Annotated in this window: 12 protein-coding genes; 8 read left to right on the top strand and 4 right to left on the bottom strand. The window is 60.3% G+C overall.

The window, feature by feature from the left end:
* Positions 1–46: 46 nt before the first annotated feature.
* A complete protein-coding gene (gene galE, locus AB5Y82_RS06100) occupies positions 47–1,060 on the bottom strand; it encodes a UDP-glucose 4-epimerase GalE (protein ID WP_111900440.1) in 1,014 nt (337 codons plus the stop codon).
* Between the two features lie 201 nt (positions 1,061–1,261).
* On the opposite strand from galE, the gene AB5Y82_RS06095 reads away from it, so the two are divergent.
* The 6 genes from AB5Y82_RS06095 to AB5Y82_RS06070 all read left to right on the top strand — a co-directional run bounded on the left by AB5Y82_RS06095 (position 1,262) and on the right by AB5Y82_RS06070 (position 11,167).
* A complete protein-coding gene (locus AB5Y82_RS06095) occupies positions 1,262–2,269 on the top strand; it encodes a substrate-binding domain-containing protein (RefSeq protein ID WP_159142721.1) in 1,008 nt (335 codons plus the stop codon).
* Between the two features lie 189 nt (positions 2,270–2,458).
* Entirely contained in the window at positions 2,459–5,518 is a 3,060-nt protein-coding gene (locus tag AB5Y82_RS06090; RefSeq protein WP_368173765.1) for a beta-galactosidase, read from the top strand.
* Positions 5,519–5,794: 276 nt separating this feature from the next.
* On the top strand, positions 5,795–6,781 hold the full coding sequence (gene mglB, locus AB5Y82_RS06085) for a galactose/glucose ABC transporter substrate-binding protein MglB (protein WP_064339142.1): 987 nt from the start codon (positions 5,795–5,797) through the stop codon (positions 6,779–6,781).
* 53 nt (positions 6,782–6,834) lie between these two features.
* Positions 6,835–8,355 (top strand): galactose/methyl galactoside ABC transporter ATP-binding protein MglA, encoded by a 1,521-nt coding sequence (gene mglA / locus AB5Y82_RS06080; RefSeq protein WP_159157851.1) that lies wholly within the window; start codon positions 6,835–6,837, stop codon positions 8,353–8,355.
* 16 nt (positions 8,356–8,371) lie between these two features.
* Positions 8,372–9,382: a galactose/methyl galactoside ABC transporter permease MglC gene (mglC, locus tag AB5Y82_RS06075; RefSeq protein ID WP_005342585.1), complete on the top strand. Its 1,011-nt coding sequence runs from the start codon at positions 8,372–8,374 to the stop codon at positions 9,380–9,382.
* A gap of 51 nt (positions 9,383–9,433) precedes the next feature.
* The gene (locus AB5Y82_RS06070; protein ID WP_368173764.1) at positions 9,434–11,167 is read left to right on the top strand and encodes a methyl-accepting chemotaxis protein; all 1,734 of its coding nucleotides are present in this window, start codon (positions 9,434–9,436) and stop codon (positions 11,165–11,167) included.
* Positions 11,168–11,234: 67 nt separating this feature from the next.
* Here the strand turns inward: AB5Y82_RS06070 and trmA are convergent, their stop codons facing one another.
* Entirely contained in the window at positions 11,235–12,368 is a 1,134-nt protein-coding gene (trmA, locus tag AB5Y82_RS06065; protein ID WP_368173763.1) for a tRNA (uridine(54)-C5)-methyltransferase TrmA, read from the bottom strand.
* A gap of 170 nt (positions 12,369–12,538) precedes the next feature.
* On the opposite strand from trmA, the gene AB5Y82_RS06060 reads away from it, so the two are divergent.
* Both AB5Y82_RS06060 and AB5Y82_RS06055 read left to right on the top strand, forming a co-directional pair.
* The gene (locus AB5Y82_RS06060) at positions 12,539–13,681 is read left to right on the top strand and encodes a DUF5610 domain-containing protein (protein WP_368173762.1); all 1,143 of its coding nucleotides are present in this window, start codon (positions 12,539–12,541) and stop codon (positions 13,679–13,681) included.
* 89 nt (positions 13,682–13,770) lie between these two features.
* Positions 13,771–14,304 (top strand): ATP--cob(I)alamin adenosyltransferase, encoded by a 534-nt coding sequence (locus AB5Y82_RS06055; protein WP_042081773.1) that lies wholly within the window; start codon positions 13,771–13,773, stop codon positions 14,302–14,304.
* Between the two features lie 99 nt (positions 14,305–14,403).
* On the opposite strand, the gene malZ is transcribed toward AB5Y82_RS06055, so the two are convergent.
* Both malZ and AB5Y82_RS06045 read right to left on the bottom strand, forming a co-directional pair.
* Positions 14,404–16,233 carry a maltodextrin glucosidase gene (gene malZ / locus AB5Y82_RS06050; RefSeq protein ID WP_005355500.1) on the bottom strand — a complete coding sequence of 610 codons (1,830 nt, stop codon included), beginning with the start codon at positions 16,231–16,233 and terminating at the stop codon, positions 14,404–14,406.
* A gap of 5 nt (positions 16,234–16,238) precedes the next feature.
* On the bottom strand, positions 16,239–17,069 hold the full coding sequence (locus AB5Y82_RS06045) for an HDOD domain-containing protein (RefSeq protein WP_075116200.1): 831 nt from the start codon (positions 17,067–17,069) through the stop codon (positions 16,239–16,241).
* Between the last annotated feature and the right edge of the window lie 51 nt (positions 17,070–17,120).

The following is a 17,120-nucleotide window of genomic DNA, read 5'->3' as shown; positions in this document are numbered from 1 at the left end:
AAGGTATTGAAAAATAAGGTCATCTATTAACAGGGAGCAGGCAGGCCTACTCCTCGTAACCGTTCGGGTTGGCGGATTGCCAGCGCCAGCTGTCGGCGCACATGGCGTCTATGTCCCGGGTTGCCTGCCAGCCCAGCTCGCGCTCGGCCTTGGCCGGATCTGCCCAGCAGGCGGCGATGTCGCCCGGGCGGCGCGGTTCGATGCGAAATGGCAGCGGCTTGCCACAGGCGGCAGAGAAAGCGGCGACCAGCTGCAACACGCTCTGACCCTGGCCGGTGCCCAGGTTGTAGGTGTGCACGCCACCCTTGCCAGCGCAGTGTTGCAACGCCTTGACGTGCCCTTCGGCGAGATCCATCACGTGGATGTAGTCGCGCACGCCGGTGCCATCCAGGGTGGGGTAATCGTTTCCAAAGACCGAGAGGCAGTCGCGACGGCCAATGGCCACCTGGGTGATATAGGGCATCAGGTTGTTGGGGATACCTTGCGGGTCTTCACCCATGGTGCCCGATTCGTGGGCGCCGACCGGATTGAAGTAGCGCAGCAGGGTCATGCTCCAGTGGGGCTCGGCCAGCTGCAGATCTTCGAGGATCTCCTCGATGATCAGCTTGGATCGCCCGTAAGGGTTGGTGGCGCTGCGAGAGAAATCCTCGCGGATCGGCAGGCTGGCGGGATCGCCATAGACGGTGGCAGAGGAGCTGAACACCAGATTGTGCACATTGGCCCGCTTCATCGCCTGCAGCATGGTGAGGGTGCCACCGAGATTGTTCTCGTAGTAATCCAGTGGAATGCGGGTCGATTCACCGACCGCTTTGAGGGCGGCAAAGTGGATCACAGCATCGATCTGCTGCTCGGCGAAGATCCGGTCCAGCAGGGCGGCATCGCGAATATCTCCTTGATAGAAAACGGGTTGTTGGCCACTGATGGCTGCGACTCGGGCCAGCACGCTGCGTTTGCTGTTGCCGAGGTTGTCGACCACCACGGGATTCATGCTTGCCGCTTGCAAGGCCAGACAGGTGTGGCTGCCGATATATCCGCAACCGCCGGTGACCAGAACGTTCATCTTGCTCTCCACTGAAAAGTGTCTGGAAGGAGTCTAGCCGAGGGTGTGGCGACCAAACTGTGAGCTTGCTTGCAAAACAGTGTAAACGATTACACTGTTTCTGTGGTCATCCTGACGGCAGATATGCGTTTCACCTCTGTTTTCAATGGGTTTGCTGGGTATAATGGCGCTCTATTGCACAGTGAAATAAGTGAAAACAGTATGAGCACCATCAAGGATGTCGCCCGTTTGGCCAATGTGTCGGTGGCAACGGTTTCACGGGTGATGAACAACTCCCCCAAGGCCAGCGCCGCGTCTCGCGAAGTGGTGCAGAAGGCCATGGCCGAACTGGGCTATACCCCCAACGCCAACGCGCGGGCACTGGTGAACCAGACTTGCGACACCATGGGGGTGGTGGTCGGTGATGTAGCCGATCCCTTCTTCGGTGCACTGGTGAAGGGGGTCTCCGGCGTGGCCGTCGAGCAGAACCTTCACCTGCTGATGGGTAACGGTTTTCACAAGGCGCGTCAGGAGCGTGAAGCGATCGAGCTGCTGATCGGCAAGCGCTGCGAGGCGCTGGTGGTGCACAGCAAGGCGCTGAGCGACGAGGAACTTTACGATTACGCCATGCGGGTGCCCGGTATGGTGCTGATCAACCGCGATATTCCGGCCCTCAAGGGACGCTGCATCGCTCTCAACAACCGGCTTGGTGCGGCCACGGCAACTCGCCACCTGATCGAACTGGGTCACCGCCATATCGCCTTTATCAGCTCGGATCACGCCATTGAGGATGCCACCTTGCGTCTGCAGGGCTATCAGGATGGACTGATGGAAGCCGGTCTGGCAGCCGATCCCGAGCTTATCGAGAGCGGCACGCCGAACGAGGAGGGGGGGGAGCGTGCCATGCTCAACCTGCTGGCCAAGGGGCTCAAGGTGACCGCCGTGGTGGCCTATAACGATGCCATGGCGGCTGGCGCCATCTCTGTGCTGGCGGACAACGGCCTGCGAGTGCCGGAGGAGGTCTCGGTAGTGGGCTTCGATGACATCATCTATGCCAGATACCTGAGGCCCAAGCTCTCCACCATGCGCTATCCCATCGAGCTGATGGCGGCCCAGGCGGCCAAGCTGGCCATTCAGCTGGCGGCGGGGGAGAGTGACGCGACCCAGAGCCGGATCTATACCCCCACCCTGATCAATCGCCACTCGGTGGCACCGGTTCGGGCCGGATAGCCCCCTTTTGTGGCCCTGTTCGGGGCCGTTTCTTGCACAGTTATTGTTTTACCTATTTTTAATCATTTTTACTCCGCTTTACTTAACAAAATCAGTGTAATCGTTTACATCTGTGTGAGCGAGATCGCCGTTCCCTGCGTCATACTTCTCTAGACTGAATACGTTTTCCAATCAGCAGGGAGAGAGTGAATGCTCAGGGAGATAGTGGCGCGTCAGGATTGGCAGACTCAGGCCATTACGTCGGTAAATCGTCTGGCTGCCCATACCCCCATGTTCAGCTGGCGCAGCGAAACGGATGCCAGGGGTGATCTGGCCTCTTCCTCCCGTCTCTTGCTCGATGGCGAGTGGCGCTTCTCCTTCTTTGCCGCCCCCGAGCGGGTGCCCGAGAGCTGGCTAGTGCAGGATCTGGCGGATGCCACTCCCATCACTGTGCCGGGCAACTGGCAGCTGGATGCCGCCTATCCAGCAGCGCGGCCGCTCACCGATGGCCCCATCTACACCAATATCAAGTACCCCTTTCCTTGCGATCCGCCCCGAGTGCCAGCAGAGAATCCTACCGGCTGCTACTCCCGCGAGTTCGAACTGCCCGCCGACTGGCTGGCAAGTGGACAGAGCCGGATCATCTTCGACGGGGTGAGCAGCGCCTTCCACCTCTTCTGCAACGGCCGCTGGGTCGGTTACTCCCAGGACAGCCGCCTGCCCGCCGAATTCGATCTGACCCCATATCTGCAGAGCGGTCGCAACAGGCTGGCGGTGCTTGTGCTGCGCTGGTCTGATGGCTCCTATCTGGAAGATCAGGATATGTGGTGGCTTTCGGGGATCTTCCGCTCCGTCAGCCTGCTGCACAAACCGATCCGCCATCTGATGGATATGCGGGTGACCCCCGAGCTGGATGCCTGCTATCGGGATGGCCGTCTCAAGATTGCCCTGCAGGTGGCCAATGCGGCCGGTCTGTCGGTTGAGGCCAATCTCTATGACGGTGGCGAGCGGGTTGCGACCCTGCGCCAGCCGATCGGCACCCAAGCCATTGATGAAAAAGGGGCTTACGACGATCGCGCCGAACTGTGGCTCGATGTGGCCGCACCACGCAAGTGGAGCGCCGAGACACCTCATCTCTATCGCCTGACTTTGACCCTGCTGGACGAGCAGGGCCACGCCATCGAGAGCGAGGCGTGTGATGTGGGCTTTCGGGTGGTGGAGATCCGTGGCGGCCTGCTGCGGGTCAACGGGCTGCCGCTGCTTGTTCGCGGTGCCAACCGTCATGAACACCATCCCGCCAAGGGTTATGCCATCGATCGCGCCACCATGGAGCGGGATCTGCTGCTGATGAAGCGGCACAACTTCAATGCGGTGCGCTGCTCCCACTATCCCAACCACCCCGACTTCTATCGCCTCTGCGATCAACTCGGTCTCTATGTGGTGGACGAGGCGAATCTGGAGACCCACGGCATGACCCCCATGGGGCGGCTGGCGCGGGATCCCGCCTGGAGCAACGCCTTTCTGGAGCGGGCGACCCGCATGGTGGCACGGGATTTCAACCACCCCTCCATCATCATCTGGTCGCTCGGCAACGAGTCGGGTTACGGCCCGGCCCACGATGCCATGTATGGCTGGATCAAGCGCAGCGACCCGAGCCGTCCGGTGCAGTACGAGGGTGGCGGGGCCGATACTCCGGCGACCGACATTATCTGTCCCATGTATGCCAGAACCCATCAGGATCAGCCTTTCCCGGCGGTGCCCAAGTGGGCGCTGGCCAAGTGGATCGGCCTGCCCGGCGAGCACCGACCGCTGATCCTCTGCGAATATGCCCACGCCATGGGCAACAGTCTCGGGGGCTACGCCCACTATTGGCAGGCGTTTCGCGATCATCCACGTCTGCAAGGCGGGTTTGTCTGGGATTGGGTCGATCAGGGGCTCGACAAATACACCGCCGATGGCCGTCACTACTGGGGCTATGGCGGCGACTTCGGTGATGTGCAAAACGATCGCCAGTTCTGCTGCAACGGTCTGCTGTTCCCTGATCGCACCCCCCATCCCGCCCTGTGCGAAGCAAAGCGTGCCCAGCAGCCGTTCCGCTTCACTCTGCTTGAGCGCACCCCGCTGCGGGTGCGGATCGAGAGTGAATACCTGTTCCGCTCCACCGATAACGAGCGGCTTTGCTGGCTGCTGTGCGAGAACGGCCATGTGCAGCAGCAGGGGGAGGTTTCCCTTGAGCTGGCGCCGCAAGGGGTGGTCGAGTTGACCCTGAGCGAGGCGTTGCCCACCTTTGCGGCAGGTTCACTGGCCTGGCTCGATCTGGCCATCGTGCAGCCACAGGAAACCCTATGGTCGCAGGCGGATCACAAGGTCGCCCGTCAGCAGTTCACCCTGCCGACCCCCCTTGCCCTGCCAGCGCCGGTCGCTGCCGCTACCCTGAGCGAGCAGCCGGATGGCTGGTTGGTCACTGCCGCAAACAGCCAGTGGTGGCTCGACAAGCTGAGTGGTCGTATCACCAGTTGGCAAAAATCGGGGCAGGAGCAGTTGCTGGCGCCGATCATGGATCACTTCTATCGCGCACCGCTCGACAACGACATTGGCACTAGCGAAGCGGATCACGCCGACCCCAACTCCTGGATTGCCCGCTGGCAGGCGTGTGGTCTCGGTCAGTGGCAGCACCGCTGTCTGGGGATCGCGGTCGTCGGAGGGGATATCCGGGTCAGCCATGGTTACTTCCACCACGATGAGCTGCTGCTGGTGAGTCACTGGCATCACCGCTTTACCGACGATGGCGCCATGAGCCTGGAGATAGAGACCGAGCTGGCGCAAGCGCTGCCGTCGCTGCCGCGGATCGGTCTGTTGCTTCATCTGGCCGAGGTACCGGCGCGAGCCGAATGGCTGGGGCGTGGGCCGCACGAAAACTATCCTGATCGCCTGCTGGGCGCCGATCTGGGGCGCTGGAGTTTGCCGCTGGAGGCCATGCATACCCCTTATATCTTCCCGAGCGACAACGGTTTGCGCTGCGATACCCGTCAGCTGCAGCTGGGCAGCACAACGGTGAACGGCAGCTTCCATTTCAGTGCCAGCCGCTTCAGTCAGCAACAGCTGGCCGCTGCTCGTCACCAGAGCGATCTGGTGGCCGAAGCAGGGCTGTGGGTCTGCCTCGATGGTGCCCACATGGGGGTGGGTGGGGATGACTCCTGGAGCCAGAGCGTGCGTCCCGAGTATCAACTGCTCGAGCGTCGTTACCGTTGGGGCTGCACTCTCCGCTAATCCAGCTATTGAAGCGACTGTCTAGCCAGTGCGCCATTTTGACAACAGACCAGTAACGACTAGCCTCAATGCTGTGGGAAAGATTGAGTCTCAAATCTAATTTTTATTTATATGTATTTGAAAAATAAATATAAAGTTTCAATGTAACAGAGTGTAAACGTTTTCATTTTGTCGTCATGATCACAGAAGAAATGACAACAAACTGATTACATTGATTGGCGCTTGCTCAATTGCTCGCCACCCTACAACACAGATAGACACATCGGAGCACACATAATGAAAAAACTGACCACAGTTGCCGCCCTGCTGATGGGCATGATGGCTGGAGCCAATGCCCAGGCTGACACCCGTATCGGGGTAACCGTCTACAAATATGACGACAACTTCATGGCGGTCGTGCGCAAGGCCATCGAGAAGGAGGCGGCAGCCACTCCGGGGGTGGAGCTGCTGATGAACGACTCCCAGAACGACCAGTCCAAGCAGAACGACCAGATCGACGTGCTGCTGGCCAAAGGGGTGAAGGCGCTGGCCATCAACCTGGTTGACCCGGCTGCGGCCCCGGTGGTGATTGAGAAAGCCCGTGGCGAAGATATCCCGGTTGTTTTCTACAACAAGGAACCGAGCACTACCGATCTGGCCAGCTACGACAAGGCCTACTACGTGGGCACCGACTCCAAGGAGTCAGGGATCATCCAGGGTCAGCTGATTGCCAAACACTGGAAAGCCCATCCGGAGTGGGATCTGAACAAGGATGGCGTGATCCAGTTCGTGCTGCTGAAAGGGGAGCCGGGCCACCCGGATGCCGAAGCGCGCACCTCCTACGTGGTCAAGACCCTGAACGATGGCGGCGTCAAGACCGAGCAACTGCACATGGATACCGGTATGTGGGATACCGCGATGGCCAAAGACAAGATGGACGCCTGGATCTCCGGCCCCAACGCCAACAAGATCGAAGTGGTCATCGCCAACAACGACGGCATGGCAATGGGTGCGGTCGAGTCGCTGAAAGCCCAGGGCAAGACTGCCATTCCGGTATTCGGCGTCGATGCGCTGCCGGAAGCGCTGGCCATGGTCAAGAGTGGTGCCATGGCAGGTACCGTGCTGAACGATGCGGCCAACCAGGCCAAAGCCACCTTCGAGCTGACCAAGAACCTGGCTGAAGGCAAACCGGCCGGTGAAGGCACCAAGTGGAATATCGTCGACAAGGTAGTACGTGTTGCCTACGTCGGTGTGGATAAAGACAACCTGTCCCAATTCGAGTAATTCCCTCCTCCAGGGCAAGGGAGATCCCCTTGCCCTTTTTTCAACCAGATGTGATGGCTGATATGACAACACAGCAACAATCAGAATGGCTGTTGGAGATGATTGACGTCAGTAAGAGCTTTCCCGGCGTCAAGGCACTCGATAATGTCAATTTACGGGTCCGTCCTCATTCTGTGCATGCGTTGATGGGCGAGAACGGAGCGGGAAAATCCACACTGCTCAAGTGCCTGTTCGGCATTTACGAGAAGGATCAGGGCAAGATCTTCTTCAAGGGGCAGGAGATCAACTTCACCTCCTCGAAAGAGGCGCTGGAAAATGGCGTCTCCATGGTGCATCAGGAGCTCAACCTGGTGTTGCAGCGTACCGTGATGGACAACATGTGGCTCGGCCGCTACCCCACCAAGGGGTGGTTTATCGACCACGGCAAGATGTATGACGACACCAAGCGCATCTTCGATGAGCTGGATATCGACATCGACCCCAAGGTGAAGGTCGCGACCCTGTCGGTCTCCCAGATGCAGATGATCGAGATCGCCAAGGCGTTTTCCTACGATGCCAAGATCGTCATCATGGACGAACCCACCTCCTCGCTGACCGAGAAAGAGGTGAATCACCTCTTCAAGATCATCAACAAGTTGAAGGATAAGGGGTGCGGCATCGTCTACATCTCTCACAAGATGGAGGAGATCTTCCAGCTCTGTGACGAGATCACCATATTGCGGGATGGCCAGTGGGTGGCAACCCAGCCGCTCAAGGGCATGACCATGGATCAGATCATCGGCATGATGGTCGGCCGTGAACTGACCCAGCGCTTCCCTGAAAAGACCAACCAGCCGAAAGAGGTGATCCTCGAGATCGAACACCTGACGGCGAAAAACCAGCCCTCCATTCAGGATGTGACCTTCAACCTGCACAAGGGGGAGATCCTCGGCATCGCCGGACTGGTGGGAGCCAAGCGCACCGACATCGTCGAGACCCTGTTCGGTATTCGCGATCGCAGTCAGGGCAGCATCAAGCTGCACGGCAAAGAAGTAGCCAACCACAACGCCCACGAAGCGATCCGCAACGGCTTTGCGCTGGTGACGGAAGAGCGCCGCTCCACCGGTATCTACTCCCGACTCGATATCGCCTTCAACTCCCTGATCGCCAACATGGACAGCTACAAGGGCTCCATGGGGCTGCTCAGCGACAACAAGATGAAGAGCGATACCCAGTGGGTGATCGACTCCATGCGGGTCAAGACGCCGACCCAGCAGACCCAGATAGGTTCCCTCTCCGGGGGCAACCAGCAGAAGGTGATTATCGGCCGCTGGCTGCTGACCCAGCCGGAGATCCTGATGCTTGACGAGCCCACCCGCGGCATCGACGTCGGGGCCAAGTTCGAGATCTACCAGCTCATCCTGGAGCTGGCGAAGAAGGAGAAGGGGATCATCATCATCTCGTCAGAGATGCCGGAATTGCTGGGGATCACCGACCGCATCATGGTGATGAGCAATGGCCGGGTCGCCGGGATCGTCAATACCAAAGAAACTGACCAGAGCGAGATACTGCGCCTGGCATCTCTGTACCTCTAGAGACAGGAAGACATTTATGGAGTCGGCTAAAAATTTCAATCTGATGCAGGCGCTCAAGGAAAACGCCATCTATCTGGTGCTGCTGGTGCTGCTCATGGTCATCGTGATCCAGGAGCCCTCCTTCCTGAGCCTCACCAACTTCAGCAATATCCTTACCCAGTCCTCGGTGCGGGTCATCATAGCGCTGGGGGTGGCGGGTATCATCATCACCCAGGGGACGGATCTCTCGGCCGGTCGTCAGGTCGGTCTGGCGGCACTCATTGCGGCAACCATGTTGCAGGCCCTGACCAACGTCAACAAGGTGTTCCCGACGCTGGGGGAGGTGCCCATTCCTGCGGTGATCCTGCTGGTGTGTGTGGTGGGTGCCCTGATTGGTCTGGTCAACGGTCTCATTGTGGCCTACCTGAACGTCACCCCGTTCATTACCACCCTGGGCACCATGATCATCGTCTACGGTATCAACTCCCTCTACTTTGACTCGGTAGGGGCCTCGCCGGTGGCCGGGTTTGATCCCCGCTTTTCCAGCTTCGCTCAAGGGTTTATCCGGATAGGAGGATTCAAGCTCTCCTATCTCACCTTCTATGCGGCCATCGCCAGCGTCTTTGTCTGGGTGCTGTGGAACAAGACCCGCTTTGGCAAAAATATCTTTGCCATCGGCGGCAACCCGGAAGCGGCCAAGGTCTCCGGCGTCAATGTGGCGGTCAATCTGGTAATGATCTACGCGCTGGCAGGGGTCTTCTACGCCTTCGGCGGCATGCTGGAAGCGGGCCGGATCGGTAGCGCCACCAACAACCTCGGCTTCATGTACGAGCTGGATGCCATCGCGGCGTGCGTGGTGGGCGGCGTGTCGTTTGCTGGCGGGGTGGGAACGGTCGCGGGTGTGATTACCGGCGTACTTATCTTCACCCTGATCAACTATGGCTTGACCTATATCGGCGTCAGCCCTTACTGGCAGTTCATCATCAAGGGCGGCATTATCATTCTGGCGGTGGCCCTGGACTCCATGAAGTACGCCAAGAAGAAATAACGATTGGCAGGGAGGGTTGGCGTTGCCAGCCCTCTCTTCTGGAGGGAACCCATGCCATTCAAGGTCAAGATTTACCTCTTGCTGCTATTGGCCATTCTGGTCACCATCGGCACCGCCGGGCTCAGCGTGAATCACTTCATCAGTGGCTACATTCGCACTCAGGCCACCCACAACATCACCGAGCAGATCACTCTGGTCAAAGAGAAGCTGGCCAGCGACATCAATCAGAAAATCCTGTTGGCCGCCAACCTCAACTTCGGGGTGACCAACGTCAAGAAGACCCTGCAAGAGACCGGCTTTCACAATATCGTCAAAGTGATCGGCGACATGGCCTTCGACGTGAGCGGTGTCATCAACGACAACGCCAAGGTCGATGCCCTGCGCAAGCTGATCCCCGCCGCCAACAACCAGATCACCGTCAGCCCGCTGCAACAGGTGGATGGCAAGCCGGTCATCACCATTCTGGTGCCGCGCGGTGCTGATTCCGCCTATCTCTACTACCTCGACATGAGTGAGTTCAAGAGCCTGCTGGAGAAGATGAGTGGCGATGGCCGCTACTTCTCGCTGGCCGACAGTCAGGGCAACAGCCTCTATGACAGCAAGCCGCAGGGGGAGAGCGAAGCGCGCCCCAACCAGCTGGATATTCGCGGCAGCAGCTGGACGCTGACCGGCTACATCGATCTTGACTACATCCGAGCCATGACCCGGGCCCTCAACGGCCAGATCATCATGGCGCTGTGCGGCGTGGCGATCGTGGTGATGGTGCTGGCGATGCTGGCGCTCAACGTGGCTTATCGCCCTATCCTCTCGCTGCGGGATCTGGTGCTGGAGCTCTCTCGCGGCAGCGGCGATCTCACCCGCCGGCTGGCGGTGACCAGCAAGGATGATCTGGGCCAGATCTCGGCCGGCATCAACCGCTTTATCGAGCGGCTGCAGGAGATGATGGGGGAGGTGCGGCAGGCGAGCGGCCAGCTCAACAGCGGCATCGAGGGGCTGGCCAGTCAGACCGGCGCCGCCCAGTCCCTGCTGGCGGATCATGTGCGCGAGACAGAGCAGGTGGTGACTGCCATCAACGAGATGAGCCGCACCGCGGTCTCCGTTTCCGAGAGTGCGGCCAGCACCGCCCAGCTCACCGGCCAGAGCCAGCAGCTGGCGAGCCAGTCCCGTCAGGTGGTGGATCAGGCGATGGCCAGCGTGATGGCGCTGGTGGACGAAGTGGAAGCCACTGCTCGCTCCATCGAAGCGATGCAGCAGGATGTGCAGCAGATTGGCTCCGTGCTGGGGGTGATCGGCAGCATTGCCGAACAGACCAACCTGCTGGCCCTCAATGCCGCCATCGAGGCGGCCCGCGCTGGTGAACAGGGGCGTGGCTTTGCGGTGGTGGCGGACGAAGTGCGTTCCCTCGCGGCCCGCACCCAGCAGAGCACAGCCGAGATCCAGACCATGCTGGCCAGTCTGCAGCGGGGCACCCGCACCGTGGTGGATGCCATGGGCAACACCAAGCAGAGCTGTCAGGGGGCGGCCGAGAACACCACCAGGGTCAACGAGTCGCTGGATCTGATGGCAGGGGAAGTGGTGGAGATCAACGATCTCATCAGCCATATCGCCACGGCGGCGGAGCAGCAGAGCGCGGTGGCCGAAGAGATCAACCGCAACATGAGCGCCATCGCCGAAGTGATCCGCCAGCTGACCCGCAATGGCGAAGCGACGGTCGCCAGCTCTGCGGCGATGCAGCAGACCTACGACCGGCTGCGGGAGATCGTGGGTCACTTCCGGCTGGAGTGAGGCCGATGTTCAGTCAATAACAAAACAGGGCCATCCGGCCCTGTTGTTGTTTTCCTGTCTGCCTGAATCAACCGGCCTTGCGGCGCAGATAGACCCCGGCTTCCATGTGATGGGTCCAGGGGAACTGGTCGAACAGGGAGAAACGGGCGATCTCGTGGGTTTCGCCCAGAACGGCCATGTTGGCCTGCAGGGTATCTGGGTTGCAGGAGATGTAGAGGATGTTGTCGTACTCCTGCACCAGCTTGACGGTGGCATCGTCGAGACCGGCGCGGGGGGGGTCGACGAAGATGGTGTTGCACTGGTAGCTCTTGAGGTCGACCCCCTTGAGGCGGTTGAACTCCCGCTCGCCACGCATCGCCATGGTGAACTCCTCGGCCGACATGCGCAGGATGATCAGGTTGTCGACGCCGTTGGCGGCGATGTTGAACTGGGCGGAGTCGACGCTCGGCTTGGCGATCTCGGTGGCCAGCACCTTGCGGAAGTTCTGCGCCAGCGCGATGGAGAAGTTGCCGTTGCCGCAATAGAGCTCCAGCAGGTCCCCTTCGCTCCCCTTGGTCACATCCAGCGCCCAGGCCAGCATCTGTTCGTTGATGGCGGCGTTGGGCTGGGTGAAGCTGTTCTCCACCTGTTTGTATGTGAGCTGGCGACCCGCCACGTTGAGCTGTTCGATGACGAAGTCATCCCCCAGACAGATCTTCTGCTTGTGGGCGCGGCCAATCAATTGCAGCTCGAACCCCTTGGCGCGCAGATCGGCCTGCAGTGCTTCGGCGGCTTGTTGCCATTCGGCCTCCAGCTTGCGGTGATAGAGCAGGCTGACAATGATCTGGCCGGACTGGGTGGAGAGGTAGTCAATCTGGAACAGTTTGCGGCGCAGCACCGGGTGTGGGCGCAGCCCCTCCAGCAGCAGCGGCATCAACTGGTTGATGAGGCGGCTGGCGGTGGGGAAGTGGTCTATCTTGATGATCTCTTTGGTCGCCGGGGCATACATGCAGTGGAAGAGTTCATCCCCTTCGTGCCAGATGCGAAATTCGGCGCGCATCCGGTAGTACTCCGCCGGTGAGCTGTGCACTTCCAGCGCCGGGAGGGTGAAGCCGGCAAACAGCTCGGTGAGGCGAGCGCGCTTTTCGTCGAGTTGGGCCTGATAGTCGGCCGCGGTTCTAGGCGCCGGAGCGTTCGCGGAAGGCTGTTGGGATTGGGTCATAAATACCTCACATGCACACCGGCCGGGCCGGGTCGAAATCGGGGGAAGGCAACAGGCCACCCAAAGGGGCCCGATTTTAAAAGCCAGCCGCAGATTGTCCAGCATTTTGTGGTCAAGAAGTGTTCAGTCAGGCCGATAGCTGATCTACAGGCATGGTGGGAGGACACATTATGCAGATCGAAGGCGTGGGCGCAGCCCAACCCAAGGGAGTGGGTGTTTCTCCCAAATCGCCCCAACAGGCGGAGCAGAAACAGGTCAAGAGCGAGGAGGAGGTCTCCTTGCACAAGCCGCCCAAGTGGGCGCAGGTGCTGATCCAGCAGGCATTGCAGTTCTCGCTGGAGATCAACGGCCAGGGCTATCAGGCTCCTAAGGTGAAAGCACCTGAGGAGATCACCCCGGAGACCTTGTTCGACTTCCAGTCGGTGGCGGACAACGTGCTGCAGTTCGTGACCGGACGGCTCGGTGCCGCGCGGGCCGATGGCAAATCCGACGACGACCTGACCGGGATGATGGAGCAGGCCCGCAAGGGGGTCGACAAGGGTTTTGACGAGGCGAAGAAGCAGCTCGGCAAGTGGGCGACTGACAACGACGATATCAAAACCGGTATCGATCAGAGCTACAAGCTGATCCAGAAAGGGCTCGAGGAGTTCGAGAAGGAGTTCTTCGGCAAGGTTTCTCCGACCGACATGGGACAAGCCGAGATGGCCAGCCGCCAGCAGGGGTATCTGGAGATCCAGACCAAGGATGGCGACAAGGTGGTGCTGCGCTTCAACGATAGCTGGCAGACCAAGTCCCAGAGCAGCGAGAGCGGCAGCCAGTTCAGCCTCAAATCGAGCCAGAGCTTCAGCTTCTCGCTGGAGGGGGATCTCAGCAGCGACGAGATGGAGTCCATCGGCAAGCTGGTCAAGGGGATCGACGAGCTGGCGGGGAACTTCTTCTCCGGCAACTTCGAGGATCTGCTGGACAAGGCAAGCGAATTGAAACTGGATGACAGCCAGCTGGCTTCCTACTCCCTCAAGCTCAAACAGAGCGTCAAGCTGAGCCAGACCTATCAGGGGGCGCACTCCCTGCAGGATCTGATCAAGCCGTTTGCCGACTATCTGCCGAAGCTGGATCAGGTGCAGAAACAGGCGGATAGCCTGCTGCCACCATCCCAGCAACAGGCGCTGACCCCGGCCGTGCTGGCCGCGAGAGGAGAAGAGGAATCGGCGCAGGTCGATCGCTTCACCAGCTTCAACCAGCGGATGCTGGAGGCGCTGCGGATGATCAACCAGTTCCAGCCCTCCACCGAGCCCGCCAGTAAGAACGCCTGAGCCACAGCGCGTAACGCAAGTAATGAGCTGCCGTTTGCCAGCCCTTCCCGGGGCTGGCAAACTGGCCTTTTATCCAATCCGGTTGCCCCATGAACCCCAAGAAGCCAAGAGACAAGCGCGAGCTCTGCTACCCCTTTATCTTCGAAACCTCGCTCAAGTGTGATTTTGAAATCGCCACCGACGAGCTCTGCTGTCAGGTCGGGGCCGTGCTGTCACACCTTGCGCCGGATGCCGATACCGAGCCCATGCTGGCGGATCTCGCGGCGTTGCAGCGGCTTATCTACAACCTCAACGGCTCGGTGCGCGGCAAGCTGGGGATCTTCGACGCAGATCTTGAGTGGCTCAAGGCCCGTTACGACCACTACAACGAGGCGAGTCGCGGCAGCGTCACCGGTTTTGTGCTGCCACAGGGGCCACAGCCCATTCCCACCCTCCATCTGTGCCGCTGCGGCAGCAAGAAGGTGGTGCGGCTACTGGTCAGGCTGGAAGAGAGCGAGGTGGCCTTCGATCCTATTCTCTATCGCTTCGCCAACCTGCTGGCCAACTTCTTCTTCGTGCTCACCGTCTACCTCAAGCAGCGCTGGCAGGTGCCGGAAGTGCCCTACGTCAGCATCAATTACTGATGGCGGCTGGTTAGGGGCCAGACGTCATGGTGGATTGAACGGAATAAAAAACCGGAGCCTTGGGCTCCGGTTTTGCTTTTCAGCGCGTAAGTTGCCCGCTCAGCTGGAGATCAGCACTCTCGCCGAGTTGGCGGGGATGGTGAGCTGCACCTCGCCCTGCACCACTTCAAACTTCTCACCGTTGAAGGCGTCGGTGAAGCGGCTGGCAGGGCTGGCGGTCTGCCACAGGGGCAGGCTGATGGTGCGCGGCTCGCTCGGGTGGCGGTTGCAAGCCACTACCACCTGATCGCTTTGCAGGGTACGGGCGAACACATAGCTGTGGGGCCCGGCGTAGAGGGTCTGGATATCGCCACGGCGCAGGGAGGGGCGCTGGCGGCGGATCTGGATCAGCCGACGATAGTGGTCGTGCAGCACGTGATCCCAGTCTGTGGTATCCCACGGGAAGCAGCGGCGGCAGTCCGGGTCGTTGCCGCCGGATAGCCCCACTTCATCGCCGTAGTAGATGGAGGGTACACCGATATAGGTGAGCAGCAGGGTGGCGGCCAGCTGCATCCGCTGTTTGTCCTCTCCCAGCAGATGGAGGAAGCGGGCGGTATCGTGGCTGTCCAGCAGGTTGAACTGTGCCAGCTGGTTCTTGAACGGGATGTGGGCCCGCGCCAGCTTGAGCCAACGATCCAGCTCTTCGGCGCTGATCTTGATGGGGTGGTAGGCGATGTCCTTGCCAGCCAGGAAGGCGCGGATCGGATGGGCGAAGCCGTAGTAGTTCATGGCGCCGTCCTCCTGATCCCCTTGCAGCCACTGGCTCGCCTCGAAGAAGTGTTCGCCGAGCACATAGGCATCCGGGTTCTCCTGCTTCACTGCCCCGCGAATGGCGCGCACGTGACTGCGATTGCCCTCGGCGGTGCCGCGCTCGCCCAGCATGTGGATGACGTCAAAGCGCCAGCCATCGATCTGGTAGGGGGCGCGCATCCAGTAACGGAGGATGGCGTCGTCGGCCCGATAGACGGCGTCTTGCACCTTCTCGCAGGAGAAGTCGAGCTTGGGCAGGCTGCGAATGCCCTTCCAGCTGACGTAATCCCCTTCTTTGTCAAAGGTGTAGAAGCTGCGCCACGGGGAGTCCGGGTTGCTCTGGGCTCCCAGTGGCGGGCAGAACCAGGGGTGCTCGGTAGAGGTGTGGTTGACCACCGCATCGAGGATGATCTTCATGCCGCGCTGGTGCAGGTTGCGGGTCAGCTCGGCGAACTGCTCGTTGCTGCCGAGGTGGGCGTCCACCTTGAAGTAGTCCTGGGTGTCGTACTTGTGGTTGCTCGGCGAATCGAAGATGGGGTTGAGGTAGAGCGCCGTCACCCCGAGAGATTGCAGGTAGTGGAGCTTGGCATCGATGCCTGCCAGATCGCCGCCGTAAAATTCGCAGGCGCCGTGGCCCTCTTCGTGGCGACTGACCGGCTCGCCCCACGCCTTGCTGATCACCGCTTTGCCACGGTACTCGTACTCGTGATGCTTGACGCTCAGCGACGGATCGCCGTTGCAGAAACGGTCGGGGAAGATCTGGTAGAACACCTGATCCTGCACCCAGGCCGGTGGCTGGTGCAGGCTGTTGAAGCGAAAATGTTGCTCCCGTGGCGGCATGGACGCGCTGACGCCCGCCCCGTGCAGCCACCACTGCTCCTCGTCGGTGAGGCACTTGAAGCTGTAGAGGTGGATATCCTGTCCCTTGATGAGCGGCAGGGTCGCCTGCCATACCTGCAGCCGATCGCGGGTGGAGACTGCCGTCATCGGGATCAGGTACTCCTCGTTATCCGGCTCGTGGCGCAGCCATACCTCGCGGATCGGCGCATCCAGCTCGCTAAAAAGGGTCAATTGCAGTGCGTCGGCGCTCTCTTTGAACCAGGGCGCCACCTGGGGATGAAACAGAAACGGATGGGTCATGATGCTTATTGAGTCAGAAGATCGGCGAGGGCATTACCCTGTTCATGCAGTGTTTCGAGCTGGCCTGCCAGCGACTTGGGATCCAGTCCCAACTGGTCGGCGAGCGGTTTGGGGAAGCGTGCGATGATGGCCTGGGCAGGCACGCCCGCGTTCCAGGCGAAGGAGATAAACACGGCGAGGCGGATCAGCACCGCCTCCTTGCTGACCGGATCGTGGGAGAGCGGGTCAAGCTGTTGGGAGATAGCATCGACGAAGGCCTCGGAGAGGTTCCAGCGCCGCGCCAGCTCGGCGCCGAGCTGGGCATAGTCGTAGCCCAGCATCTCCCGCTGGGCCTCGACTCGGCTGCTGCCGTTCTGGATCGCCATGTTGATGAGCTCGGCCTCTTCCGGCAAGGTGCTTTGAATAAGCAGCTCGCCGATGTTGTGGATCAGAGCGCAGGTAAAGGCGGTCTCGGGATCCATCACCTTGGCCTCCTGTGCCAAGGTTCGGGCTATGGTGGCGACTTGGAAGGTCTCGGTCCAGAACTTGTTCTTGTCGAAGCTGGGCGGGGCCTTGAAGGTGCCGATGATGCCGGAGGCGACCACCACGGAGCGCAGCCGGTTGAAGCCGAGCCGGATCACCGCCTGTTCGATGGAGGTCACTTCATTGCCCCGGCGCAGGGCGGCCGAGTTGGCCATCCGCAGCACCTTGACGCTGATCACCTGATCCATGGCGATCTTGGCCGCAATCTCGTCGATGCGGGCATTCTCGTCGTTAAAGCTCTGCATCAACTCGTGCAGCAGCTTGGGAATAGTGGGGAGTTGTTTGATCTTGTCAAACAGGCGATCCATCGACATGGCTGAGGCAGCCTCCGTTGCGAACTCTGCCTCATATTGTGCCACAGCCGG

This window comes from Aeromonas sp. s13, assembly GCF_040907905.1.
Lineage (GTDB): Bacteria > Pseudomonadota > Gammaproteobacteria > Enterobacterales > Aeromonadaceae > Aeromonas > Aeromonas veronii.
Note: the sequence above shows the minus strand (reverse complement) of the source record. Positions and strands in the feature narration are given on the sequence as shown.